This window comes from Candidatus Dependentiae bacterium, from assembly GCA_018897535.1.
Classification (GTDB): domain Bacteria; phylum Babelota; class Babeliae; order Babelales; family UASB340; genus UASB340.
This window is the reverse complement of the sequence record JAHIKO010000020.1, coordinates 1-25,523: the sequence shown is the minus strand read 5'-3', so window position 1 is coordinate 25,523 and position 25,523 is coordinate 1. Positions and strand designations below refer to the sequence as shown.

The following is a 25,523-nucleotide window of genomic DNA, read 5'->3' as shown; positions in this document are numbered from 1 at the left end:
TTATTATATTATAACTATAAGGATATCAAATGGAAAATAAATTGACCCCGGAAAAATTAAATTTATTAAAACAAGTCGCTTTAAACTTAAGAATTGATAGTATAAAAGCAACAACTGCAAGTAAATCAGGACACCCAACATCTTGCATGGCAATAGCAGATTTAATAAGTGTAATCTTTTTTAATTTTTTAAAATACGATATTAAAAATCCTAAAAACCCCAATAATGACAGATTTATTTTATCAATAGGGCACACAATTCCAATAATTTATGCTGCATGGAAAAATTTAAATGTAATAACAGAAAAAGAATTTTTAGATTTAAGAAAATTTAATTCTGTGTTGGAAGGACACCCTACCCCAAGATTTGAATATAATGAAGCCGCTACAGGCTCTCTAGGACAAGGTTTGGCAATTGGTGTAGGCATGGCATTAAATGCAAAACATGACAAACTTAATTATAAAACATTTGTCATGATAGGAGATGGCGAAGCCGCAGAAGGCTCCGTGTGGGAAGCTGCAGAACTTGCTGCTCATTACAAATTGGACAATTTGATTGCCATTTTAGATTGCAACAGGCTTGGACAATCGGGCGAAAGCATTCACGGACATGATGTTGAAAAATTTGAAAGAAAATTTCAGGCGTTTGGATTTAAAACTTTTTCCATAGACGGCCATAATATTCAAGAAATTTTCGATACTTTAAATTCGGCTTATGATATAAAAAATCAGCCTGTCGCAATAATCGCAAAAACATTTAAAGGTAGTGGATTACAAGAAATCGAAAACAAAAATGGGCATCACGGAAAACCATTTAAACAAGAAGAATTAAACGACATAATTAAAGAACTTGAATCTCGATTTAAGTTAAAATATCAAAACATAAAATACACTCCGGAATTACCAAATAAAACAAATATAAATTTAGAAAAAGAAAAAATAAAAATAAGTTTAAACACAGATTCAAATACAAATTTTTTTGATTTAGACCAAAAAATAGCAACAAGAAAAGCATTTGGTTATGCATTAGAATCTTTGGGAAATACAAATAAAAAAATTTTTACAATAGACGCCGATGTTCAAAATTCTACCTATACTGAAATGTTTGGTCAAAAATATCCTGAAAGATTTATTCAATGTTTTATAGCAGAGCAAAATATGATTGGTGTTTCAACCGGTCTGGAATCTCGCGGTAAAATTCCGTTTGCATCAACTTTTGGTGCATTTTTTACAAGAGCATTTGATCAGATAAGAATGGCAGGAATCGGCAAAAATGCACTTCGTCTTTGCGGCTCTCATTGTGGCGTATCAATAGGCGAAGATGGTCCATCGCAGATGGCTTTGGAAGATATCGCTATGTTTAGAACCATTCCTAATTCTATTGTGTTATATCCATCTGATGGAGTGTCGGCATATAAATTAACCGAACTGATGGCTAATTATCATGACGGTGTTTCATATTTAAGAACTTCAAGACCGGAAACAACAAACATTTATAATAAAAACGAAGAGTTTAAAATAGGCGGATGCAAAATTTTACGCCAAAGTAAAAATGACAAAATTTGTATAATTGCAGCGGGAATAACATTACATGAATCATTAAAAGCTTACGAAGAATTAAAAAAACAAAATATTAATGTTTCCGTTATAGATTTATATTCGATAAAACCTCTGGATAAAAATACAATAATTGATATTGCTCAAAAATCCGAAAATAAAATATTAACAGTAGAAGATCATTATATACAAGGCGGTATTGGTGAATCTGTAACATCTGAGCTTTCAAACACAAATATTATAGTCGAAAAGCTTGCTGTAAATAAAATACCTAGATCGGCCACATCGCAAGAGCTTTTAAATTTTGAAGAAATAAATGCTAAAGCTATTGTTCAAAAAATTATAGCGATTTGTTGTTGACAAAAATTTCAAAATGCACGACGCTATTCAACTTGTAGGAATATCTTTTTAACAACATCCATTAAGGGAGTTTTTGATGTTAGAGTTAACAAAAAACAAGCTACTGCTTTTAGCATTTTTAACTGCAGTTATGGTTTCAGATTCAAATGCAAAAAACAATGCTGCAAATAGCACAACAAATAAAAATCAACAGATGACTGCAGACAATTTAGATCCTGATTTAGGAGACTTTTTAGATGACGAAGAAGTATCAACACCGGAATTAAAATCCAAAGAATTACCAACGTTTGCCGCAGTAGAACAACCATTGTCCAAGCCAAGAATAACTTTTAAAAAAGATGATTTGGAAGTTATTTTCGGTGGCAAAATTAGAGTTGAATATGATAATTATTTAAACAACAATTATTTAAATAACAAAATTCCTGATGATATCGGTTTTTTCAAAGAAACAGTAGATTTAACCGTTGATGCAATTTTTGGTGAAGAAAAATGTGGACACAGAGCCGTTGAAGCATTTTTAGATTTACGCATGAAAAATAAATGGGGTGTTGTTGGTGCTTATAAAAGTACAACTGCAGCAGAAATAACACTTGATGGAATTTCGCTCGGAGAACATGCTCACTATTCAAGCCGTCCAAACCCATGGTTTAAAGATGCATGGTTAATGGTAAGCTTAAACAAAATTTTCAATTCAAAAAACGATAAAATACAATATTTCAAAATTGGATGGTTCCCATTTCAACTTGGCAGAGGTGTAGCTCTTGGAAGTATTTATGGAGCAGTAGAAGAAGCTTTAGGCTTGTTTAGCTATAATGCAGATGCATCTGCGCCTGGACTTGTTTTAAACGGCGAACTTATCAAAAATAAATTATGGTACGATTTATATTACGCAAAATTTGAAGAAAAAAGTGCATCCATAGACGATACATTTAACAACACGGTAAAAATAAATCATGTTGGCAGAAGATCAAATCCATACAGAGGTGATGGAAAAGATGATGAACTTTGGGCCGCAAGATTAATAATTAGACCATTTGATAATAAATCAGATGGAAGATGGGACATTGAGCCATACATATATTTCAATGAAGCTTCAGATCAAAAAGTAGAAGTTGCTAATGATACAAAAACACAACTTGGAGCTTATGGATTTGAAACCAGATACAAAAAAAATAAATTCAAAATTGGCGGTGAAATGGCATTCAATTATGGTCAAGAAAAATTGTACTCCATAGATAGAAATAAAGTACAACTTGCCGTAGTTAAAACTGATGGAAAAATTCCAACAAATATTTCAGACATGATCGATATAACGGCAGACAACTCTTATGGAGCTGGCATGTTATACAAAGGCTACAGTCATGTAAACGTTAACGGTGGAACATTAAATGGTAAAAATGCGCCAATTAATACTGCGGCTACAAGTGCAGTTTATAATAATAACAATATTACTCGCACAACAGCATATCCAGACGGTGGAGACAATGATCAAAGATTAATCAACAAATCAACAAGAGTTCGCCCTGAATACACAAACGATTTTGAAGGGTATATGGCAATATTTGACACAAGATATCAAGCAACAAAAACATTAAAAATTGCTGCCGAATTAGGATATGCATCAGGCGACAATGATCCAACAGTAAATGAAGTAAATAAAAATTATCACGGATTTATTGGACTACATGAAATTTACATGGGTAAAAGAGTTTTTGCACCAATGGTACTTGGTGAAAGATATATACCAAGATTAAGAGGACTTGTAGCCGGACAAAAAGAAGTTGATGGATTTAGAGCAAAAATAGACAACGGATTTACAGATTTAACATATTTCGGTATTGGTGCCACATGGAAACCGGCAAGTTATGAAAAAAATAGATTTAAAATAAATCCAAATTTAGTATTTTTCTGGAAAAATGATGATTCTTACAAATATGTTTTGGATAGCGCAAATCCTGATAACAGCCAAGTATCAAGCACAGAAAAAGCAAGAAGCTTCTTGGGTACGGAAATAAGTTTAATATTAAATTATGAATTAATAAAAGACTTAACACTTGGTGCTATCGTTTCTTTCTTTGCACCCGGAACATTTTATAAAGATGTAAAAGGCGTGCCAATTAGGGGCGATTTTTACAGAGACAAAATTCCTTCAGATGCTCGTACAGGTCTTAATCCTGCAGATTACAGAATCTCCGATGATAATGCATTCTGGGGTGTTATATCTTTAGAATATAGATTCTAAAATTAGTATATAATTTTTTTAAAAAAGAGGTGGGATTGTTCCCACCTCTTTTTACTTATACAATTTTTTTACAACTTTGCTATACTTTACGAGTAAAAAACAGTTTTATAGATATAAATTCTATAATTTTAAGGATTTAAAATGCAAGTATTAAAACGCTCCACATATTGTGGTTTGGTTGATAAAAAATTTTTAGATAAAGAAATTACCTTAGTTGGTTGGGTTAATAAAAGAAGAGATTTTGGTAATTTAATTTTTATTGATCTACGCGATAATACCGGCATAATGCAGCTTGTGTTTAATCCTGAAAATTCAAAAAATTTATTTGAAAAAATAAAAGATATTAAATCCGAATTTGTTTTATCTGTAACGGGCACTGTTGCCAAAAGATCACCTGAAGCTATAAATACAAAAATACTAACAGGCGAATTTGAACTTATAGTCAAAAATTTAACAATTCTTAGCAAATCAAAAGCAATACCATTTCAAGTTGATGACGCTGAAAATGTCGACGAAGAGCTTAGATTAAAATATAGATACATAGATCTAAGACGTAAAAAAATGTATGATCTCTTAAAACTAAGACATAAAATAACTTTCGCAATTCGGGAATATTTAAATTCTCAAAATTTTTTAGAAATAGAAACTCCAATACTTTCAAAAAGTACTCCTGAGGGCGCACGAGACTTTTTGGTACCATCTCGTCTACAAGAAAAAAAATTTTATGCGCTACCACAGTCACCTCAAATCTACAAACAACTCTTAATGGCATCAGGAATGGATAGATATTTTCAAATAGCAAGATGTTTTAGAGACGAAGATTTAAGAGCGAATCGTCAACCGGAGTTTACACAGATAGATTTGGAGATGTCATTCGTTGAACAAGACGATATAATAAATATTGTCGAAGGAATAATTAAAAACGTTTTCGAAAAAACCTACAACAACACGCTCAAGTTTCCGTTTAAAAGATACTCATATGATGAAATTTTTTCCAAATTTGGGTCAGATAAACCTGATATGAGATTTGGGCTTGAAATTCATAACCTTACAAAACTATTTGAGTCAACTGAACTAAAATTTTTAAAGTCTACTATTGAAGGCGGTGGAAAAGTTGGCGGAATCTTTGTACCAAATCAAGAATTTTCAAGATCTGAGATTAGTAATTTAGAAAACTTTGCTAAAGAAAAACTAAATGCCGGTGGTCTTTTAAGTATAAAAATTACAAATGATAAAAATATCGAATCTGCAGTTCAAAAATTTTTGCCATCAAATTTCCTTTTAGAGCTACAAAAATTTATTCCGGAAATACAGAAATGCTCCGGAACGATTTTTATCGTAGCCGATAAATTTAAACGCGCTTGGGATATTCTTGGAAGATTCAGACTTGAACTTGGAAAAAAATTAAATTTAATAAATAAAGATGAATTTAATTTTTTATGGGTTACTGATTTTCCAATGTTTGAATGGAGTGAAGAAGAAAAGAAATTTAATGCAATGCATCACCCATTCACATCTCCAACCGACAGTTTGAAAACAGATAATTTGGAATCAGTACATGCAAAAGCTTATGATCTTGTTTGCAATGGCGAAGAAGTTGGCGGTGGATCAATTAGAATTCACGATTCAGAGCTTCAAGCTGAAATTTTTAAAATTATAGGTATTGATAAAAAAGAAGCGGAAAATAAATTTGGATATTTATTGGAAGCACAACAGCTCGGTTTTCCACCACACGGCGGACTTGCACTTGGACTGGATAGATTGGTAATGCTTTTGGGAAAAACGGATTCAATAAGAGACGTTATTGCATTTCCAAAAACGCAAAGTGGAACATGTCCTATGATGCAAACGCCATCTGAGGTGGATGAAAAACAATTAAAAGAGTTGCATATTAAAATTAAATAAATGTTATCAACAAAAAACAAAAGTTTTTTAATACTTGCATTAAGTCTAATCAGTTTTTTAATAACAGGTTGGCTTGAATTTTTTCTATTCAAAAGACAGTATCTATCGCACTATGATACAAATCGTATTGCTTTATTTTTGCTTATAAATTTACATATAATATCTATTTTAATTTTTTTATATTTAATAATAAGACAAAGTATTAAATTATTTGTAGAAAAAAATAGAAAAATTCCGGGAAGTAATTTTAAAAGAAATTTACTTTTTGCATTTAGCGTTTTTTCCGTTGTTCCATCGGTTCTAGTTTTCTTTATTGCAGGAAAATTAATTAACGCAAGTATTAATGAAAATTACAGGTTAATTCAAGAACAACAAAATATAGGTATAAAAATTACCAACTATAAAAAATTCAAAGCAACACGCAATCCAATCTATTGGAGCTATTTATTTACATTTATACTTCTAACTTTATTGATATTATTTTTATCTTTATGGTGTGCATTTTATCTTGCAAAAGGCATCAGTAAGCCTATTTTGGGATTACTAAAAGCAACTGAAAAGATTAAACAAGGCGAATGGAATATTTCATTAAATCAAGACTCAACAAGTGATCTTAAAAATTTAGAAATAAGTTTCAATCAAATGACAATGGCATTACAAGCAGCACATAATCAATTGGAACAAAGTAACAAAGAAATGCTTATGATCATAGAAAATATGAAAGAAGCTATTTTTTATGTTAATAAAAAAGGACGAATATTAACTTATAATTCTGCATCAAAAGAATTGGTTCAAAAATATCTGGGTATTGAAAGATTTAAAAATAAAAGAATAAGTTTTTTTGGTAAAAAAGTTTTAGATAAATTTATAGAACTTACAAGAGAACTCATTGTGTCGGAAAAAGCACAGCTCACAAGAGAAATTTCTTTTAGCTTTAATTCCGAGCAGAAAGTATTTATTGTACATTTAACAAAATTACAAAACAATTTTAGCAATACAAAATTAAGTGAACGAGATGACGGTCTTTTGGTAATAATTGAAGATTTAAGCGATATTGTAAAAATTAACAAAATAAAAACTTGGCAAGAAGCTGCAAGACAAATCGCGCATGAAATTAAAAATCCTCTAACCCCAATTCAGCTTGCCACACAACATCTACAAAGAAAATATAAAGACATTTTAGAACATGAAAAAGTTTTTTTTGACAGCACAAACACAATTTTAAATCAAGTAAAAATAATAAAAGATTTGGCTTCACATTTTTCGGAATTTGCACAATTGCCATCTAATAATATTGAATCTATTGATGTAAACGACATAATAGAAGAAATTGTAAATCTTTACAAAGTAAGCTATCCGGAAATAAATTTTATTTGTGAATTTACAAAACCCATACCTTATATAAAAATCGATAACAAAAAATTTAAACGTGCCATTGTAAATTTGCTTGATAATAGCGTAAGAGTTCTATGTGAAGATGAAAAAGATGTAATATCAAATGTTAAATTTATAAAAATCAAAACAACAATTAAAACAAATTTAAATAAACTTGAAATTTTAATTTCAGATAATGGACCGGGAATTTCAAGAGAAGTTAAAACAACACTTTTTATGCCATACGTTTCAACCAACCAAAAAAATATGGGACTTGGTCTTGCTATCGTTCATGAAATTATAAATCAATCAGGTGGAAGCATAAAACTTGTAGATGGACAAGGAGCAACTTTTCAAATATTATTGCCAATATAAAGAAAGGATTTATATGAAAAAAAATAGTTTTTTAATTTTAACAATTTCAAGCGGTTTGATACTTTTTCAAGCCTGCACTAACAATAATAAAATTGAAGCAAATAAAAATATAAATAATAATTTAGCTAAAAACGAGGTCAATATGATAACTACGGAATCAGGTTTAAAATATGAAATTTTAACTCCGGGTAAAACAGAACAAACACCAAAGCGTGGTCAACATGTAACCGTTCATTACACAGGTTGGCTTGATAACAATGGAGAAGTTGGTAAAAAATTTGATAGCTCAGTAGATCGAAACGAACCATTTACATTTGTTCTTGGCGTTGGAATGGTCATTAGAGGCTGGGATGAAGGTGTCGCAAGTATGAAACTTGGAGAAAAACGAAGACTTACAATTCCAAGTAACCTTGGGTATGGACCTAGAGGTGCAGGAAATGTTATTCCCGGAAATGCTACACTTATATTTGAAGTAGAATTATTAAAAATCGGCTAGGAGTCATTATGGATAAACTCTATGCTCCATGGCGCAACGATTATGTTACAGGAACAGCTCATAAAGAAAAAAAAGATAAATTGAAAAATGATTGCGTTTTTTGCGCTGCATTTGCAAAAAATAACGATGAAAAAAATTTTATATTAAAACGATTTAAGCATTGTATTGTAATGCTTAATTTATACCCTTACAACGCAGGACATCTTTTAGTTCTACCAATAGAACATAAAGGTGAATTAAAAGATCTTTCCATAGAAATTCGCAGCGAGCTTATGGATGTTATAAATTTAAGTATTAATGCTTTAACCAAAGTTCTAAAACCACAAGGTTTTAATGTTGGTTTAAATTTGGGAATTGCCGGAGGCGGTGGTATTCCATCACATCTTCATTTTCATATTTTGCCACGCTGGAATGGTGACACAAATTATCTTGCCACACTTGGAGAAATAAAAGTTGTATCATCTGATCTTTTTAAGATTTATAAAGATTTAAGACAAGAGTTTTAAAAAAGGGGAACATTTCGTTCCCCTTTTTTGTTATTATACCTTAGTTGATTCACTCGATAGAGATTGCTGACCTTTTAGTAAATCTACTGCTTTCAATAATGTTTCAACTGAATTAACTGCATCATTATCTCTATTTATATTTATTATATTGGAATCATTAATAACATCATTAACTGCATGATTTAATTCGCTCAATAAATTTTCTAGATTATCATTATATTCTTCTTTTTCTTTCTTAGCTTCACTTTCCAAATTAGAAATAAACAAATTTAATTGATCAATTTCTTTTTTTAAATTTTCAATCTCTGTTACTTTGGCAATATCTTCTTTTGACCAAGTTTTGTAATCTTCACGATATTTAGCACTACCTTCCGATTCTTCATTAAGTTGTTTTTCCAAAGATTCCAGTTGTTTTTCCAAAGATGTTTTTTCATCTATATATTTCCACACTTTTGCTTTTAGTTGTTTATTTTCTTCGACTAATTCAGAGTGTATTGTTTCCAATTTTTTATAATTATCTTGAATTTTCTTAATATCATCTTCTTTAGCTTCAAAATTTTTTCTACATCTATCTATATTGGCTGATAATTCATCATACAAATCTTTTATTTTTTTCTCTTGTATTTTGTTATCATTTACAGATTCTTTATTATTAGTAAAATCTTTAATCATGTATTCATTCCAAATTTCAGGATCAATTTTACCAATAGCCTGAATAACTCTATATTTTAATGCTATCAAAAGATTGTTATATATTATATTAATGTTGGGATCAGATATTTTAAATTCTTCTGCCAATTTTTTTATGTCATTAATAATATTTTCAGTTTCTTTTCTGGATTTTTCAACTTCTTCGAGTTTTTTTTCAATCTCACTGTTTTTATTACTAAGATCTTGCTTTTCTATATCTAATTTATTGTATTTCGCTTTTTCTAGATTTAATTGTTTTTCTAATTTTATCTTTTCGTTTTCCAATTCATCATTACTCGAAAAAGAGTTTTGTAAGCGAGTATTTTCTTCTACCAGTGAATCAAATTGATTTGAAATCGAAAGATTAATACGTTTTAATTCGTTTAATTCGTTTTCCAATTTTTTATAATCTTCATTCTTTGCATATAATTCTTTCTGAAGATCTGCTACAATAACCATAGTATCGTTAATAAACGCTTCTTTTTCTTTTTTAATTCTCTCAGTTGTTTCGTTTTCATTCTCTTCTTGTAATTTTTTAATCTCTGCATTTTTATTTTTTATTTCTTCCTTAAGATCACTAATTTCTTTTGGAGCTTTTGCCAATGATATTGAAAAATCTTGAATTTCTTTTTCATTTTTTTTATATTCTTCTATTCTAGTTTCTAATTCAATATTTTTACGTTTTATTTCACTTAAATCTTTTTTTTGTTTTTCACTCTGATTTTTAACAATTTCCAAATCACTAATCGTTTTATTCAAAGCGTCAATAGATGTTTTAAACTCAGCAATTTGCACTTCATAAGTCTTTCTTTGATCATCAAGCGCTTGTTGCTTATTCTTTTTTAATTGCTCATTAGATTCTTTCAATCTAATATTTTCTTGCTCTTCTTTAGTCTTTTTATTTGCAAAATCACCTTTTATTTTATCTATTTCTTCTATATTAGCCTTTTCTAATTTATCCGTATCTTGTTTATATTTATTTTGTAGATTTATTAAATCTTGAGTTAAAGTTTCAAGTTGTTTTTTCAATTCTTCTTGTTTTGTGCGCTCTTCTCTTAATAAATTTGCTGAATCTTTACGAGCTTTTTCTAAATTTTCATCTCTTTGTTTAATTTCTTTTTCTAATTCTTTAATCTTTTTTAAATCTTCTTCGCCACTATATTTTTCAAGATCAACCCTTTTCTTGAGTAACTCATTTTCTTCATTCAATTTTTCCAAATTAGCAATTATTAAATCTTTATTTTTTAATTCTTCTTCTAATTTTGTATTTTTTGCTTGAATTTCTGTAATATCTGTTTCATTTATAAGTTCATAATATTCATCACGTTGTTTCTCTATTTTTTTTATTTCAAAGTCCTTCTTTGCCAATTCTTCCTCTAACATTTTCAACTTATCTTCCAATAATTTCATACCCATATCTGAAGAGCTTTTCACCCTTTCAACCCCACGAGCTGCATCTTTTTTCGCCTCTTCTAAATCTACCTTTAAATCATTAATTTCTTTATCTTTTTTATTAATTAATCTATTTATTTCTTCTACTGTTGCATTTCGCGCTTGTTCAAATTTTAATTTATCTTCTTCCAATTTTCGCTTCTCTAAATCAAGTTTATCATTTTGTTCTCTAAGCTGTTTTATTTCTACCTCCTGTCGCTTAGCAATTTCATTTAAATTTGCATTTTCTTCAGCAAGACCAGCAACCCCTTCGTCTTCAACAACCTCTTGGACTTCCAGTCTTTGATTAATTATTTTTTGCAAGTCTGCTATCTCACGATTTAAGCGATCAATTTCTTTATTATCAACAACTTGCACAGGCTTAATTTGCCGCGCAAGCTCACCTTGCAATCGCTTTATTTCTTCATCATTAGTTTTATTTATAGCATCACGTTGTTTAAGCCCGGCTACCATTTCTTCTGAAAGTTTTGTCAATCCAGATATTCGTTCATTTAAACCAATTATTTCTAATTGATGCTTTTTTTGTAAATTTTCATTTTCTTGATTAAGACTTGTTATCGTATCTTGAAGATTTTTTACATCAATACCTGGTGCACTTTGTAGATTATTATAGATTAACAGTAAATCATCATATTCTTTTTGCAATTTACTTTTTTCTTCATCACTTTTTTGCTGTAATTCTTTTAATTTTTCATTAACATCTTTATTAGAAATAGCAGACCCAATAATACCAAGCAATCCACCAACACTGGCCGCTCCAAGTATATTTTTTGCAAGACTAACTTTATTTTCTTTTAAATCTTTATTTTCTTTCTCAAGTTTTTCAAAATCAGTTATAAGTGTATTAATATTTTTCTCTTTATCTGAAATTAATGCTTCTTTGTTGCTCAATTCTTTTGTTAAATCTTGAATTATTTTATCTTTGTCTTCAACATTTTTTTCAAGATCAATTAATCTTGTTTCACCATCTTTAACCAATTGATCGCTTAAAAATTTTTCCAGATCGCCACTATTAAATTTATTTAATAAATTTTCAGCATATTTATTTAAAAGTTTTTGTATTTCAGGTTTTAATACGGCACCCAATTTATTAATATTTAATAAAAATACTAATAAAAAAATAATTTTACCTATCTTCATTACTACCTCTTTTTTTAAAAATATTTATTTCTTATTTATATGGAAACCCCACAAAGTAAATAAATGGACCAACCGGATAATGCAGAATTTTTATCAGCCAATTCATAATCAAAACCTAATGTTGTCCAACATTTATCATTTTTAATTTTTCCCTCAAATCCAAAATTCAAATAAAGCTTATTACTCATAACGCTTTCTACTTTTGCCGAATCCAAATTTAAATCACTTTGTTTTATTGCCGTAAAAGTATCAACCGGTCTGTTTATTTGATTATCACTTATTTTTGCATCAGGATAATAATTATCCGGATTAAATCCTATAGTCGTATCAACACCTCTGATTGCATAATTTTCACTAAACGATTCATTTAATTTTAATTTTTCATGATCCCTTCTCCAAAAATTATAACCGACCATTACATTTATATTCTTGTATGAATAAACAAAATCTGTAAATATATTAATTGAAGATCTTGGCGTTACATCGGTTTTCAATGTTGTTATATTTGCAAGCCTGAAAAAGCCTGTCTGATCATTCCCACTAACGCTTAAATATCTACTAAGATCTCCGTTATTTGTAAGATCAAATGTTCTTAAATAAGAATTTTTAAATAAATATTGATACTCAGCACCAAGAGTAAATGCAAGTTTTTTATTTTTAGATTTAACAAAATCAACGTTTAAATAACTGCCGCCGCCAAGTCCAAAATGTTTACCATTTCCAACAATCGGCTCAAATAGATATTCAGCTTTAGGTTTATATCCTGTAGGTACTATTCCAAATCCATATAAATCAATAAAAACCAGGTTGCTACATTTTATTATGCCATCAATTGCTATTTTAATATCCGAAAGCCCTGCTAATTTTTGAACTCCATCTTTCATTTTTGAATAAGATAACAATTTATGATTAAAAGCCTCAGTTGCATTTGCAGAAAAATATTTATCAGAAGCATCAAGTGGCATATTGTTTAAAGTTACAGATTTTTCAAATTCACTAAAATTTAAATCAGTTTCAACTTGAGTAAATGGCATAGATAAAGAAATAAATACTCTTTTGTTTAAAAAATTTAAATTTTTAAAAATTTGCAAATTTAAACCATAGTTTTTTTGTTTTGGGGAAATTTTTATTTTTGAACTAAAATTTGTAAGAAAATTTTCATCTTCATCGGTAATTGCCAACCATGTTGAAGATATATCCGGAGTTCCGTATACATCTGGGCCAAAAACACTAAGTTCAAGTTTATTTGTAGGAAAAAAATATTTTGTTAATTTATCAGAATCTTCTGACTCTTTATAAAAAAGAGTACCCAATATTTTAAGCCCACCATTATCATAAATTTTATTTACAAAATTTCTGGAGATATTTTTTTGCAAAACAATATCTTGTAAAATTGGTCGTGGCATAAAAAATGTTTTTGCCGAATAAATTTTTAAATTACAAAATAGAATAAAAAAAACAAATAAACCTATTTTAAATTTTACTTTAAGCATACACTCTCCAATATTTTCATTTCAAAATTTTTACTATATCATTACCATCGTTATAATAAACTTTTTCACCCGTATTCCAGTTTATATTAATTTCTTTAAGATCTGGATTATAATAGAAAAACTTTTTTTCGAAATTCAAGTTTATATTAAAATCAAGCCAAATTGGAAAAACAGTAGAACTTGCAAAAACATTTTTACCAACAGAGCTATTATCATCTCGCCCAATATAAACACAAGTTGTAAGTTCAGGGGTAGATCCAATAAACCAAGTTGATGTTGCATCATTTGTAGATCCGGTTTTACCAATGGCCTGAGCATCTATCCATTTATTATAATTAAGCATATCTTTAGCTCGTTCTATTCTATATGAAAGAGCATTAATCATTTTTGAATTTGTAATTGAATCCAATACATTAATTTTTTTATTTTTAACTTTCCAAATAACTTTTCCCCAAACATCTCGAACATTCTCAATAAAATAAGAATTTACAAAATAACCGTTATTTGCAAAAACATTAAACGATGTCGCCAAATCTTTTACAGTAAGTTCTGCCGTACCCAAAGCTAAAGACGGATAAGGTTTTAATTCAGTATTTATCTGAAAATTTTTTGCCCATTTAATCACATGTTCATAACCCAATTTTAATAAAAGCTTTATTGCAATTATATTGTTTGATAAGGTCAATGCTTTTAAAAGCGTCATCTCTCCGGCAAATTCACTATTCCAATTTTTAGGCCTCCATAAAGTTCCGCCTACTTCCATTTCTATTGCTTCATCAACCAGAACATCATCCATATCCATACCTGCTTTTATTGCACTTGCATATAAAAATGGTTTGAATGCCGAACCTATTTGGCGTTTTGCCTGTAGAACTCTGTTAAATTGAGATTCATTAAAATCAAAACCTCCAATTAGTACTTTTATTTTTCCCGATTCAGCTTCTATGGAAATCATTCCTCCATTTAATTTTTCATCAAGCCTACCCCTTATATCTTTTATTTTTTTTCTAAAAATATCTGTCGCTATTTTTTGCTTTTCCAAATTTATTGTTGTTTTTATTTTATATCCGGCTTTGTACAAAACATCTTTACCCCAAACACTTTCAGCCCAATTTCTTATCCATTCTTTTATATATAAAAGCACAGGATCGCCCGGCTCCTTATCATTTATAAAAACTTTTGTATTTATTGCCTGTTTATATTCCTGATCTGTTATGAAATTAAGTTTAAGCATATTATTCAAAACCAGATTTCTTCTTTTTATAGACTTTTGAATCGAATTTAGTGGTGAATAAATAAGTGCAGATTTGGCTGTTGCAGCCAAAGTTGCAGCCTCAGATAAGGAAATATCTTTAACTTCTTTACCCCACATTCTTTGGCTTGCGGCAGCAACGCCATAAATTCCACGTCCAAAATAAACATTATTTAAATAAAGTTCTAAAATTTGTTCTTTTGTAAATTGTCGCTCAAGTTGAAAAGATAAAAAAATATCTTTTATTTTTCTAATAAAGGTTCTTTCTTGAGATAAAAATAAAAGTTTTGCAACCTGCTGAGTAATGGTACTTGCGCCCTGAACAATTCTAAATTTATGTATATTAACAAGTAATGATCTTAACATACTTTTATAAGCGAGCCCGGAGTGAGTAAAAAAATTCCAATCTTCAGCCGCAACAAAAGCGGAAATTAATACCTTGGGCAACTTATCATAAGAAACAGGATCTCTTTTATCGAGCTTAAACGAAAATAAAACTTCGTTTTTATCATCCAATACAACAGAAGGATTATCGTTTTTTGCAGCCAATTCATGTTGAAAATCAACCCAATCATGATTGATAAGATAAAAAAAAGCTCCAAATAAAAAACTAAAAAATAAAAATATAGAAATATAAAAATATTTTAAAAATTTATTCAACTTAATTTATTTCGATTAAACATAAAAATTATTAATGTAATAAGTAATATTTTAACAATATCAACAAAGAAAAATAGTAAAATATTTAAATTAAATGGAACAAAAAAAGATAACTGCAAAACTCCAAAGAGATGTAATATAATCAAGCCCAAAAATAAAGTTAAAAAATTAAATAAAAAATTTTTATATTTTGCATTTTTAAGAAAGCTTAAAAAACCTGTAGCTAAAATAAATCCAATAATATATCCACCTGTTGGACCGCATATATGAGAAAAACCTGAATGAGATCCAAAGAAAACAGGAAAACCTGCAATACCTTGCATAACCCAAAAAATACTAGCCATAAATGCAATTTTACCAAATAATATGCTTGATAAAAAAATAACAAATGTCTGCAATGTTATTGGTACAAAATTAAATGGTAAAATAAAATAAACTTGCGATGATAATGCAAAAATAAACGAAAGTAATAAAGAGGTTACGAAATAAAAAACTAGAGAATAATTTTGAAATCGCTTGTCATCCTGAACCAGCCGTCGCCAAGGCTTTGGCCGGCAGGCTTGATTCAGGATCCAGTCTTCAAACCATAGTTTTAGTGAATTCAGATTTTTTGTAACTTTTTTTATCATATTAAACTTCTTTCAAAATTAAAGATGCCAAAACAAATACTTCTGCAAATAATATATATAAAAATAAACTGTGCAAACGCAAACGGCCACCGTTTTTTACGCGGTGGCCAAGACTAATATAAATAAATAAACTTTCTAATTTTTTGCGCTTATTTTTGGTTCAGCAAGTAAACTTATTCCTCCGGATAGATTATCCTTTTGCTCTGCTAAAAATAAAAGAAACTCTGTAATTGATTTAAAAATATCATTAAAATTTTTATCTTTTTCAGGCATAATACGAGCACATTTTACAAATTGATCAAAAACATTTTGCCAAACCTCATTTTTTGCATCTTTTTCGGAGATTTCAAATACTATTTTTATATTTCTAATGTCTTCTGCCGTTTTATCTTTTATAAATTCTTCAAAAGAATTTTGATCATTAATTTTTGTATCCTTTTCGCCTCCAGCATTTAGAGCCATAAAAGATATTAAAAAAATTAACGAATATTTTAAAATTTTCATATTTACCTTTCTTATTATAGTTAAAATATATACTTAAGATTTAGCTTTTAATCTTTTGTATCAAATTCTAAAATGTCCCCAGGTTGGCATTCCAAAACTTTACATAAAGATTCTAACGTAGAAAATCTAATTGCTTTTGCCCTTCCGTTTTTTAAAATCGATAAATTTGCTTCAGTAATTCCAACTTCTTGCGCAAGTTCATTCAATCTAATTTTGCGTCGAGCCATCATTTCATCCAATTTTACTATTATTTTCATAATCACACCGTTAGATCTGATTGTTTTTTAAGAACCAAGCCTTCATACATAATTGATGTAATTATCGAAAAAAAACCAAAAACAATAATATTTAAAATATCTTGTGTATTAAAGCCAATAGCCAAGTAACGAGACCCCTTTGGATTATTCATTGTAACAATTAAGCCCAGTAAAATAAAACTTATCGGACTATAAATAACCCAAATAAAAGCAACTCTGGCCAGTCGTTTAAAACATAAAAAAACTGGTTTTGAAAAAATTTCACCCTTTTTAAATAAATTCAAAATTTTTACAAAATAAATAAATCCAAAGATCAAAATAATAGATGGAATAACAACATCAATAAAAATACATAGAGCTTTTACAGTTGGTGTAATTGACTGATAAAAAATTTCCAACCCTGCTGCTACATTTTTGGGTACAAGCCCATTTATCCAATTAATGGTCGTTTTAAAAAATCCATGAACAAACGTAGGTATACAACCTAAAATTAGAATAATTTTTAAGAACAATGCATATCTTTTTATATTAATCATACAAAACTCCAATAAATTAAATTTAAATATTAAACATAATAATACGCAATAAATATCGAATGTCAATATTTATTTATCGAAAATCAATATTAATTTATTAATTAACGATATCTAAACAGCTAAAAGCATTTAATTAAAATTATCTTTACAAAAATCAGCACTAATTTAAACTTTTAAAATCGTATATAAACAGATTATTAATCAATTTTTATAGGAGTCCTTATGGAGCTAATGCATTATTCAATAATGTTTTTTGGCGCAAGCATTCTTGGAATACTTGTGGTCGCAGTGTTATTTTGGAATATCTTAAAACAAAAGATAGAAAATAAGAAAGCTGAAAAAATTGCTGAATTGATAAGAAATGGCGCAATGACATTTCTTAAAAAAGAATATTCAATTTTAGCAATTTTTATTGTTTTTGCATTTGGGATTATATCATACGCAACAGAGAGCATAATTATTGGATTTGCTTATATTGCCGGAGCAATAAGTTCAATGCTTGCAGGTTACATTGGAATGAAAGCTGCAACAAGAGCTAACGTTGCCACAACAATGGCCGCAAAAGACAGTGGAGAACGTAAAGCATTTATGACCGCTATTTTTGGTGGCGCCGTAATGGGTTTTGTTGTTGCTGTTCTTGGCTTAATTGGACTTGGATCATTGTTTCTTTTATTTGTAAAAAGTACTGACGTTAACTTTGCACAAGCTATTACAGTTTACGGTTTAGGAGCAAGCTCAATAGCCTTGTTTGCTCGTGTTGGTGGCGGAATATTTACAAAAGCAGCTGACGTTGGAGCTGATCTTGTCGGTAAAATTGAAATGGGAATTCCTGAAGACGATCCAAGAAATCCGGCCGTAATTGCAGACAATGTTGGTGACTGCGTTGGTGATACAGCCGGTATGGGTGCAGATATTTTCGAAAGTTATGTTGGCGCAACATTGGCAGCAATGACATTAGCATTTACAGCATTTCCAGGAAATTTATTATATATTTCATTACCATTGGTTCTTATTACAATTGGTTTAATTGGCTCAATATTTGGCTTAATTGCAATACCTTTATTCAGAGGCAAATTAAGCTCAATGCTTCATAATTCTACATATGTAGCAATTATTTTCTTTCTTGCCGGAACATATGCTTATGTAAAATATGTCGGTATAGATCTTAAATTATTTGGTGCCGTAATATTGGGTGCTTTATCAGGCGTAATAATCGGTCGCATAACTGATTATTATACAAGCGGTAAACCTGTACAAAAACTTGCTGAATCATCACAAACAGGTGCGGGAACAAATTTAATTTATGGTTTATCAATTGGATTTGAATCAATTGTAGCTCCTGTAATTTCATTAGCTTTAATTATATTCTTTTCATTTAAATATTTTGGCGAATTATATGGAATAGCAATTGCAGCTGTATCAATGCTTTCAACCGTTGGTATTACAATGTCAGTTGATGCATATGGCCCTATTGCAGACAATGCAGGCGGAATATCAGAAATGTCCGGATTTGGTCCAAATGTTAGAAAAATCACAGATAAATTGGATGCTCTTGGAAATATGACTGCAGCTCTAGGTAAAGGCTTTGCAATAGGTTCTGCTGCGTTAACAGCATTGGCAATATTTGCAGCATACTCCGAAACAGCCGGTATGCCGGGAATTGATATTTTAAATCCACTAGTAATAGTTGGAATGTTTATTGGAAGCACATTACCATTTTTACTTTCAGCTCTTACTATGAAATCGGTAGGCAAAGCTGCATGGCAAATGGTTATTGAAGTAAGAAGACAATTTAAATCTATAAAAGGTCTTGCCGAAGGTAAGGCTGATGCCGACTACAATAAATGTATTGAAATTTCTACAAATGCAGCTTTAAAAGAAATGATATTACCGGGTATTTTGACAATTGGAGCACCTGTTGCAATAAAATATACTTTGGGAAATATAGCTCTTGGTGGATTCTTAGCAGGCGCAACTCTTTCAGGAATTTTACTTGCACTCACAATGGCAAACGCCGGTGGCGCATGGGATAATGCTAAAAAATATATTGAAGAAGGTCACTTTGGCGGTAAAGGCTCAGATGCCCATAAAGCTGCTGTAGTTGGTGATACAGTTGGCGATCCATTTAAAGATACATCCGGACCATCTTTGAATATTTTAATTAAATTAATGGCAGTTATTTCTTTATTACTAGCAACACTATAATATTAATTTAATTAATAAAACTTAAGCCCGGATTAATTTCCGGGCTTTTTTTATTTTTTAACAACTATATATGCCTGAACATTTTTAGGCATCGGTCTTACCCAACTATAAAAATCATCATAATTTGTAAAAATACCACCATAAAAATCAAGTTGATATAGATTATTAATAAACGCTCCACCGGAATCGGCCAAAACGCCAAGACGCATTTCTGTTGCCCGAGTAATTCTATTTTTATATCTTATAGCGATAATTTTTCCAAGCCCCAAATTATAAATATCTCCGGCAAAAATAACTCCACCTAAATCCAAAAGATTTGAGCTTTTATTTTTTTGATTGTTATTTAATGGCTTGAAATACCAGTATCGTTTTTGATCTTTTCTATCTTTTATATTTTTGTCATAGGCAAAACCATTATTTTTATCAACACAAAATACAAATTCTTTATCATCTGGCATTTTAACAACAGCTGTTCCCTGCATTAAAGCCTCTTCAAGCCCGTCTCTTGAAAGCCAAACCAATGGCTTAACTTTATTTTTATACTCAGGCAAATTCAAAGTACCCTTTAAAATATTTTGCTTTGATATTTTGAATCTTAGATCATTTTCAAAATTTTTGTTAATAATCGAATAGAGAGCATATTTATACTCTTCACTTTGTTGATAACTCCCAACTATTTCAAACGTTGCATAGTGAGTCAAATAAATAGCATCTTTAAAAATAGTTTTACCATTATTTTTAGCACTTTCTTTATCTCCGGTCCATCTTAAAAAACTAAAATGTATATTTAAAAACACCGGATCCAAAATGCGATATGGATAATTGGTTTTTTGATCGTTTTCTACTAACTGTATTATAAATTTTAAAGTCTCTTTTACTCGATCGATATTTATAAGTCTTTGATTTAAAATATAGGGATTGGTGGTGGATAAATTAGATTTACTGCTATTTAATAAATTTAAAGAATAAATAGCAGCTTCACGCAATTTTATTGGGTCCGTATCTATTTTTTCGGCAGTTAACGCCTTATTTGCAGGCCTGAAAAAATTAAGAACATCTTGCCGTTTAATAACTTGTCCATTTTTATTTAATGCTTTTATTTCTTCTGAATTAAGGCTATATGAACTCAAATTTAAATAAAAAAGCAAACAAACAAATAATAATCTTGAAATTATTTTCATTTTTAAAACCCTTCCCCAAATATTATCTTTTAAATAGTAAAACAAATATATAAACACAAATGCAATTATTTAATAAAAAGCTTGCATAGCAAGCATTAAATGTTTTATTTTTAAATTGAGGTTATGAGTTTTTGGGGGAAAGGGTAGGGACATGAATAAAAAACTTAGTTCATTTATAAAATTTTTATGTTTGGTGTACTTAGCTGTTTATATTCCTCAAATAATATCAAACAAAGATAAAAACAAAGAAATTTTGGAAAAAAATTCTATTTATATTTCCAGCATAGAAAATTTGATTAAAAACAAAAGAAAATTTATTGAACTACAAAATAAAAATTTTACCGTTATATGTGATAATGAACAAAAAAACGATTTTATAAATTACGCTAAAATATTAAAAAACTTTAATATAAAAATAGAAACAACATTAACTGACAATAATAATTTAAAAAATATATTTAAAAATAAAAATATAGACGGCATAATCGTTAGCATAAAAAATAGTGGCATCAGGGGTGATAACTGCTATAACAGCATTTTTAAAATACTGGAACTAAACCAAGAATACAATAAGCAAATCGTTATTCTTGATCAACCAAATCCTATAGCTAAATTTATAGAAGGTCCCGGTCAAATACCTTTACAACACGGACTGACTGCAGGGGAACTTGCAAAATATTTTAATAATTATTCAATCAAAAAGCCATCAAATCTTACAGTCATTCCAATGATTGGTTGGCAAAGATCAAATAACGATAAATATGATAAAGATTATTTGGAAAATTTATTAAATATGCTAAACAAAATAAAACCCATAAATAATTCTATAGATAAAAAAGTAACCGACAGATCGATATTATTACCTAAAAATAGTCTTACGGATTGGGAAATAAATTATTTTAAAAAAATATGTTTAAAATTAGGATTAATCTGTAAAAATTATAATTACATGGAAAATAATAAAGAATTTACCGGAATAAAAATAGAAAATATGGATTACATAAAAAATTATTCTTATTTTAATACACTATTAACAATTACAACTTTTTTAAAAAATAGAAAAAATGTAAAATTGGAATATTCAGATTCTTTTTATAAAATGTTAGGCTCTAAAGATGCAATTGATTTTTTAACAAATAATATAAGTTTTGAAGATTTTAAAAAGGAAAGCACCGGCACAATGTACACATTTTTAAGAAAATCCAAAGATATACTTCTTTATAAACCAAATCCTGAAATTAATAGTGTAAAATTACTTAAGATATAGTCGTGCAAACAAAAGAAATCGGTTTTGTCTTAAAAAGATTTTTACCAAATAAAAACAAACTTTCAGTATTAACAAAAGAATCCGGAAAAATAGAAATAATAACAAGGCCAACCGCCAAAACAATTGAGCTTTGGCCCGGAATGCTTTTATCTTTTTATAAAGAAAATTTTGCAAACAATTCAAAAATATTTATAGCACAAGATTTGGAAATATTAATGTCACCGGATTTTGATACAAATTTAAATATAAAATGGGCACATCAAATACTTGAGATTTGCTATTATTTCGCGCCATTAAGTAATCCTGACAAAGAACTTTTTGATCATATTTATAGTTGTTTCAATATAATGTTATTGAACCGAAATTTTTCAAGCGAATTGGAAATAATCAAAAAAATATATCTTATTAAATTGTTGGAACTTTTGGGATTCTATCCAACAACCGATTTAATTACATATTTGAGCCTATATATAAATATTAGGTCTACATATATTAATATTGTTGACAATAATCAACTAAAATTATTAAAAACAAATTTGCAAAATATTAATAATGCACAAATATCTAAAATAGATAAGTGGATTATTGCAAGTTTGGCAACTCATCCAAATTTCAAATTTTTTAGAACTATTTGTGCTTAAATAAAAAGGATATATGTATGTTTAAACTGCTTATTTTATTATTTACAATTTTTTTTAGTTCAAATTTTTACACACCAATTAATGCTTTAAATTCAGATTTTTCAAAAACAATAATAAAATCAAACGATATAACAATTATCGAAAAAGATCTTTTAAAAACAGAAGAAACAAAATTATCCGAAGAACAAGCAAAATTTGCCACAGAAGAAAGAAATATCACAAATAAATTAAACAGTATTCAAAGTGAATTTTCAAAAATAGATGAAAAACTAAAAACGGCAAGTGAGAGTGAAAAAGAATTTTTAGTAAAATTCATAACCCTTTTAAATGAAAAAAAACAAACACTTTTATCACAACTGGAATCACTAAAAGAGATCGTTACCACAATTGAACAAAATATAAAAAATTTAAAAATAATTATTACATACAAAGAAACACCAAAAGAAGCTAAGCAAAGTTCTTCATATTCGTGGAAAGAATTTCAAGAAGCATCCAAAGATCTTTATACAAAAAAAACAGAGCTTACAAGCTTGCAGGATAAGATTAAAACATTGGAAAAACAACAAGAAACGGAATTAAAATTTTTAGAATCCAATAATTTACAAAAACAAACACAGGAAGATAAATTAAAACAAGTAGAAGAAGAGATTGGCAAAGGCATTAGAGAACAAATTAAAATAAATGAAAGAGCTTTATTAAAAGAAGAAATTATACTTTTATCAGAAATAGATATTTCTTATAAATTAAAAATAAAAAAGCTAAAAGAATTGGTAATTCTTAAAAATAGTGATTTGCAAATTTTAACATTAGAAATTGAGAAAAAAAGTGAAGAAATAAAAGAAATTGAAAAAAATCTAATTCCAACGGCAGAAGATGTAAATATTGCACAACAAGAATGGAGCCTGGAATCACAAAAAAGTCAGATTGCCAAAGATTCTTGGGAAGAAAAAAAGAATCCTATAAAAAAAGAAATTGAAGAATTAAAGAAAAAAATAGATTCATTAAATTCAGATTTAAGTAAAACAAAAGATCAAGCAGAACAAATTTACCAAGAAAGTTTACTTTTAAAATATCAAACTGAAATAGATAAACATAATAATTACTTAAAAATAATCGACTATGAAAAAAGCCGCTTAGACTTAAATGTAACGGCAAAAAAACTTCAACACGATTCGATAAAAGCATATTATCAAAGTAATTTAGAAAATTCATTAATTAAACCGTGGCTTGAAAGTTTTAAAAACCAAAAAGATATAATATTGGTTCAAATTACGGAATTGGACAGAAAGATAAATGAAGAAATAAATACACAAACAGAAACAATTAGAAAAATAGATCAAGTAAAAGCAAAAATAGAAGAGTTACAGCTCAAAAAAACCGGTCTTTTTAGAAATAAAACAAAATTTTTTGAAGATTCCATAATTAATTATAATGATGCTAAAATAAATTTAATAACGATAAAGGATTCAAGGGCTTTTGCTATAATTAATGATCAAAAAAATACAGCAGAAGAGATTAAAAATACTATAGATTTTACAAAAAAACAGTTACAAACAAAAAATATCTCTGAAAACATATGGAAAAGATCGCCAAAATCAATAACTTTATCCGATCTATTAAAAGCAATAAAAGATGCTGAAAGCTTTTTGATAAAACTTTTTTGGGATACACAAAGTTACCTAAACCCTTACATTATCGTAACAAATATAAAAAATTTAAATCTACCAAACTATTTTGGATTATTAATATTTGCGATATTTTTTATATTATTCATGTTTTTTACAAAAAAAATATTATTACTCATACAAAACATAGTTTCAGAAAATATAAAAATTTCTAAACATAATCAGAATATTGTATATTTATTAATAAGCATAAGTACTTTTTTAGAATTTTCGTTAAACAACTTTAAACTCTTATTTAGTTGGTTTTTTATATATTGTCACATATTATTCGATTTTCGATATATTTTTTCATCAATTGAATTTTTAGCAACACCATATTTAATTGCCGTATTTTATATAGCAACAATACCTATATGGATATATTTGTCCGGTAAACTCTTGGCAACGGCAAAAATGTTAAATGAAAAATTAAGTTATTTATTTTTTGCTGAAAAAACAGAAAGCAAATTTATTTTTCTAGTTGCGTCAATATTATATTCAACGGCAACATTAATACCTTTAAGACAAGCATTTTTGAATTATATAGACATGCCTTCTTCATTTCCAAATGTTATGTCTGCAGCATATTCTTTAATACTTGTAGTTATGATTTTATTATTCTTTGGCAAAGAAGATGTTTTAACTCTAATACCATCTCAAGGCCCAATATTTTCATGGCTTACCAAGAAAATAGAAAAATATTATTATCCGGTGTTTATATCATTTATGGGTTTATTAATTTTATCAAATCCATACATAGGATATTCCAATATGGCGTGGTACCTCGCTTTTGCAATACCTGTATCAATGTCGATAATATATGGTGCTCTTATTGCACATTCTTATATTCGTAAATGGTCATCAACATTTTTCTTAAAAGAAGAAAATGATGAAATTGTAAATAAGTTTGAACAAGCAAAAGTTTATTACGGATTTTTTATAATTTTGACATTTTTAGCATTAAGTTTTATTGCCTTCTTTTTTATAACAAGAATTTGGCAATTAAATTATACAGTTGCCAGCCTTTTTAGCGATCTATCTAAACGCTGGGTAATACCTATTTCTCCAACGGCAAATTTGGGTATTTTAGAATTAATTACATTAATTTCTTTCATAATTTCCGGATTTATAATTTCAT

18 protein-coding genes are annotated in these 25,523 nt (G+C 28.6%); 10 read left to right on the top strand and 8 right to left on the bottom strand.

Annotated features, from left to right (window positions below; genetic code table 11):
* Window positions 1-29: 29 nt before the first annotated feature.
* From KKE07_01175 to KKE07_01150, 6 genes are all read left to right on the top strand, one after another.
* Window positions 30-1,916, top strand: coding sequence for a transketolase (locus tag KKE07_01175; GenBank protein MBU4269470.1), 1,887 nt, complete (start codon window positions 30-32; stop codon window positions 1,914-1,916).
* Window positions 1,917-1,992: 76 nt separating this feature from the next.
* Window positions 1,993-4,158: a hypothetical protein gene (locus KKE07_01170; protein ID MBU4269469.1), complete on the top strand. Its 2,166-nt coding sequence runs from the start codon at window positions 1,993-1,995 to the stop codon at window positions 4,156-4,158.
* A gap of 141 nt (window positions 4,159-4,299) precedes the next feature.
* The gene (gene aspS / locus KKE07_01165) at window positions 4,300-6,063 is read left to right on the top strand and encodes an aspartate--tRNA ligase (GenBank protein ID MBU4269468.1); all 1,764 of its coding nucleotides are present in this window, start codon (window positions 4,300-4,302) and stop codon (window positions 6,061-6,063) included.
* Window positions 6,064-7,812, top strand: a complete 1,749-nt coding sequence (locus tag KKE07_01160) for a hypothetical protein (protein ID MBU4269467.1) — start codon at window positions 6,064-6,066, stop codon at window positions 7,810-7,812.
* Window positions 7,813-7,825: 13 nt separating this feature from the next.
* Window positions 7,826-8,308, top strand: a complete 483-nt coding sequence (locus KKE07_01155; GenBank protein MBU4269466.1) for an FKBP-type peptidyl-prolyl cis-trans isomerase — start codon at window positions 7,826-7,828, stop codon at window positions 8,306-8,308.
* A gap of 8 nt (window positions 8,309-8,316) precedes the next feature.
* Window positions 8,317-8,814 carry an HIT domain-containing protein gene (locus KKE07_01150; GenBank protein ID MBU4269465.1) on the top strand — a complete coding sequence of 166 codons (498 nt, stop codon included), beginning with the start codon at window positions 8,317-8,319 and terminating at the stop codon, window positions 8,812-8,814.
* Between the two features lie 33 nt (window positions 8,815-8,847).
* Here the strand turns inward: KKE07_01150 and KKE07_01145 are convergent, their stop codons facing one another.
* From KKE07_01145 to KKE07_01115, 7 genes are all read right to left on the bottom strand, one after another.
* Complete coding sequence (locus KKE07_01145) at window positions 8,848-12,096, bottom strand: hypothetical protein (GenBank protein MBU4269464.1); 3,249 nt, start codon at window positions 12,094-12,096, stop codon at window positions 8,848-8,850.
* Between the two features lie 35 nt (window positions 12,097-12,131).
* Entirely contained in the window at window positions 12,132-13,589 is a 1,458-nt protein-coding gene (locus KKE07_01140; GenBank protein MBU4269463.1) for a hypothetical protein, read from the bottom strand.
* Window positions 13,590-13,605: 16 nt separating this feature from the next.
* Window positions 13,606-15,501 carry a PBP1A family penicillin-binding protein gene (locus tag KKE07_01135; protein MBU4269462.1) on the bottom strand — a complete coding sequence of 632 codons (1,896 nt, stop codon included), beginning with the start codon at window positions 15,499-15,501 and terminating at the stop codon, window positions 13,606-13,608.
* Window positions 15,498-16,130 carry a biotin transporter BioY gene (locus tag KKE07_01130; protein ID MBU4269461.1) on the bottom strand — a complete coding sequence of 211 codons (633 nt, stop codon included), beginning with the start codon at window positions 16,128-16,130 and terminating at the stop codon, window positions 15,498-15,500. Before KKE07_01130 ends, KKE07_01135 begins: the two co-directional genes overlap by 4 nt.
* Window positions 16,131-16,265: 135 nt before the next feature.
* Entirely contained in the window at window positions 16,266-16,634 is a 369-nt protein-coding gene (locus tag KKE07_01125) for a hypothetical protein (GenBank protein ID MBU4269460.1), read from the bottom strand.
* Window positions 16,635-16,681: 47 nt separating this feature from the next.
* Window positions 16,682-16,891 carry a helix-turn-helix transcriptional regulator gene (locus KKE07_01120; protein MBU4269459.1) on the bottom strand — a complete coding sequence of 70 codons (210 nt, stop codon included), beginning with the start codon at window positions 16,889-16,891 and terminating at the stop codon, window positions 16,682-16,684.
* 2 nt (window positions 16,892-16,893) lie between these two features.
* Window positions 16,894-17,427, bottom strand: a complete 534-nt coding sequence (locus KKE07_01115) for a DUF2975 domain-containing protein (protein MBU4269458.1) — start codon at window positions 17,425-17,427, stop codon at window positions 16,894-16,896.
* Between the two features lie 231 nt (window positions 17,428-17,658).
* Between KKE07_01115 and KKE07_01110 the strand changes: the two genes are divergently transcribed.
* A complete protein-coding gene (locus KKE07_01110) occupies window positions 17,659-19,632 on the top strand; it encodes a sodium-translocating pyrophosphatase (GenBank protein ID MBU4269457.1) in 1,974 nt (657 codons plus the stop codon).
* A 50-nt stretch (window positions 19,633-19,682) separates the two neighbouring features.
* Here the strand turns inward: KKE07_01110 and KKE07_01105 are convergent, their stop codons facing one another.
* Window positions 19,683-20,813 carry a hypothetical protein gene (locus KKE07_01105; protein ID MBU4269456.1) on the bottom strand — a complete coding sequence of 377 codons (1,131 nt, stop codon included), beginning with the start codon at window positions 20,811-20,813 and terminating at the stop codon, window positions 19,683-19,685.
* Window positions 20,814-20,964: 151 nt separating this feature from the next.
* Here KKE07_01105 and KKE07_01100 point away from each other — a divergent pair, with 151 nt between their 5' ends.
* From KKE07_01100 to KKE07_01090, 3 genes are all read left to right on the top strand, one after another.
* Window positions 20,965-22,080, top strand: coding sequence for a DUF1343 domain-containing protein (locus KKE07_01100; GenBank protein ID MBU4269455.1), 1,116 nt, complete (start codon window positions 20,965-20,967; stop codon window positions 22,078-22,080).
* A 2-nt stretch (window positions 22,081-22,082) separates the two neighbouring features.
* Window positions 22,083-22,721 carry a hypothetical protein gene (locus KKE07_01095; GenBank protein ID MBU4269454.1) on the top strand — a complete coding sequence of 213 codons (639 nt, stop codon included), beginning with the start codon at window positions 22,083-22,085 and terminating at the stop codon, window positions 22,719-22,721.
* A gap of 17 nt (window positions 22,722-22,738) precedes the next feature.
* Window positions 22,739-25,523: hypothetical protein (locus tag KKE07_01090; GenBank protein ID MBU4269453.1), on the top strand; the 2,785-nt coding region annotated here is incomplete at its 3' end.

What these genes read in the sequence shown, in the direction of transcription:
- KKE07_01145 (MBU4269464.1), bottom strand. Translation starts at nt 12,096, where the DNA reads ATGAAGATAGGTAAAATTATTTTTTTATTAGTATTTTTATTAAATATT.
- KKE07_01105 (MBU4269456.1), bottom strand. Translation starts at nt 20,813, where the DNA reads ATGAAAATAATTTCAAGATTATTATTTGTTTGTTTGCTTTTTTATTTA.
- KKE07_01175 (MBU4269470.1), top strand. Translation starts at nt 30, where the DNA reads ATGGAAAATAAATTGACCCCGGAAAAATTAAATTTATTAAAACAAGTC.
- KKE07_01120 (MBU4269459.1), bottom strand. Translation starts at nt 16,891, where the DNA reads ATGAAAATAATAGTAAAATTGGATGAAATGATGGCTCGACGCAAAATT.
- KKE07_01125 (MBU4269460.1), bottom strand. Translation starts at nt 16,634, where the DNA reads ATGAAAATTTTAAAATATTCGTTAATTTTTTTAATATCTTTTATGGCT.
- KKE07_01110 (MBU4269457.1), top strand. Translation starts at nt 17,659, where the DNA reads ATGCATTATTCAATAATGTTTTTTGGCGCAAGCATTCTTGGAATACTT.
- KKE07_01170 (MBU4269469.1), top strand. Translation starts at nt 1,993, where the DNA reads ATGTTAGAGTTAACAAAAAACAAGCTACTGCTTTTAGCATTTTTAACT.
- KKE07_01130 (MBU4269461.1), bottom strand. Translation starts at nt 16,130, where the DNA reads ATGATAAAAAAAGTTACAAAAAATCTGAATTCACTAAAACTATGGTTT.
- aspS (MBU4269468.1), top strand. Translation starts at nt 4,300, where the DNA reads ATGCAAGTATTAAAACGCTCCACATATTGTGGTTTGGTTGATAAAAAA.
- KKE07_01160 (MBU4269467.1), top strand. Translation starts at nt 6,064, where the DNA reads ATGTTATCAACAAAAAACAAAAGTTTTTTAATACTTGCATTAAGTCTA.
- KKE07_01140 (MBU4269463.1), bottom strand. Translation starts at nt 13,589, where the DNA reads ATGCTTAAAGTAAAATTTAAAATAGGTTTATTTGTTTTTTTTATTCTA.
- KKE07_01155 (MBU4269466.1), top strand. Translation starts at nt 7,826, where the DNA reads ATGAAAAAAAATAGTTTTTTAATTTTAACAATTTCAAGCGGTTTGATA.
- KKE07_01150 (MBU4269465.1), top strand. Translation starts at nt 8,317, where the DNA reads ATGGATAAACTCTATGCTCCATGGCGCAACGATTATGTTACAGGAACA.
- KKE07_01115 (MBU4269458.1), bottom strand. Translation starts at nt 17,427, where the DNA reads ATGATTAATATAAAAAGATATGCATTGTTCTTAAAAATTATTCTAATT.
- KKE07_01100 (MBU4269455.1), top strand. Translation starts at nt 20,965, where the DNA reads ATGAATAAAAAACTTAGTTCATTTATAAAATTTTTATGTTTGGTGTAC.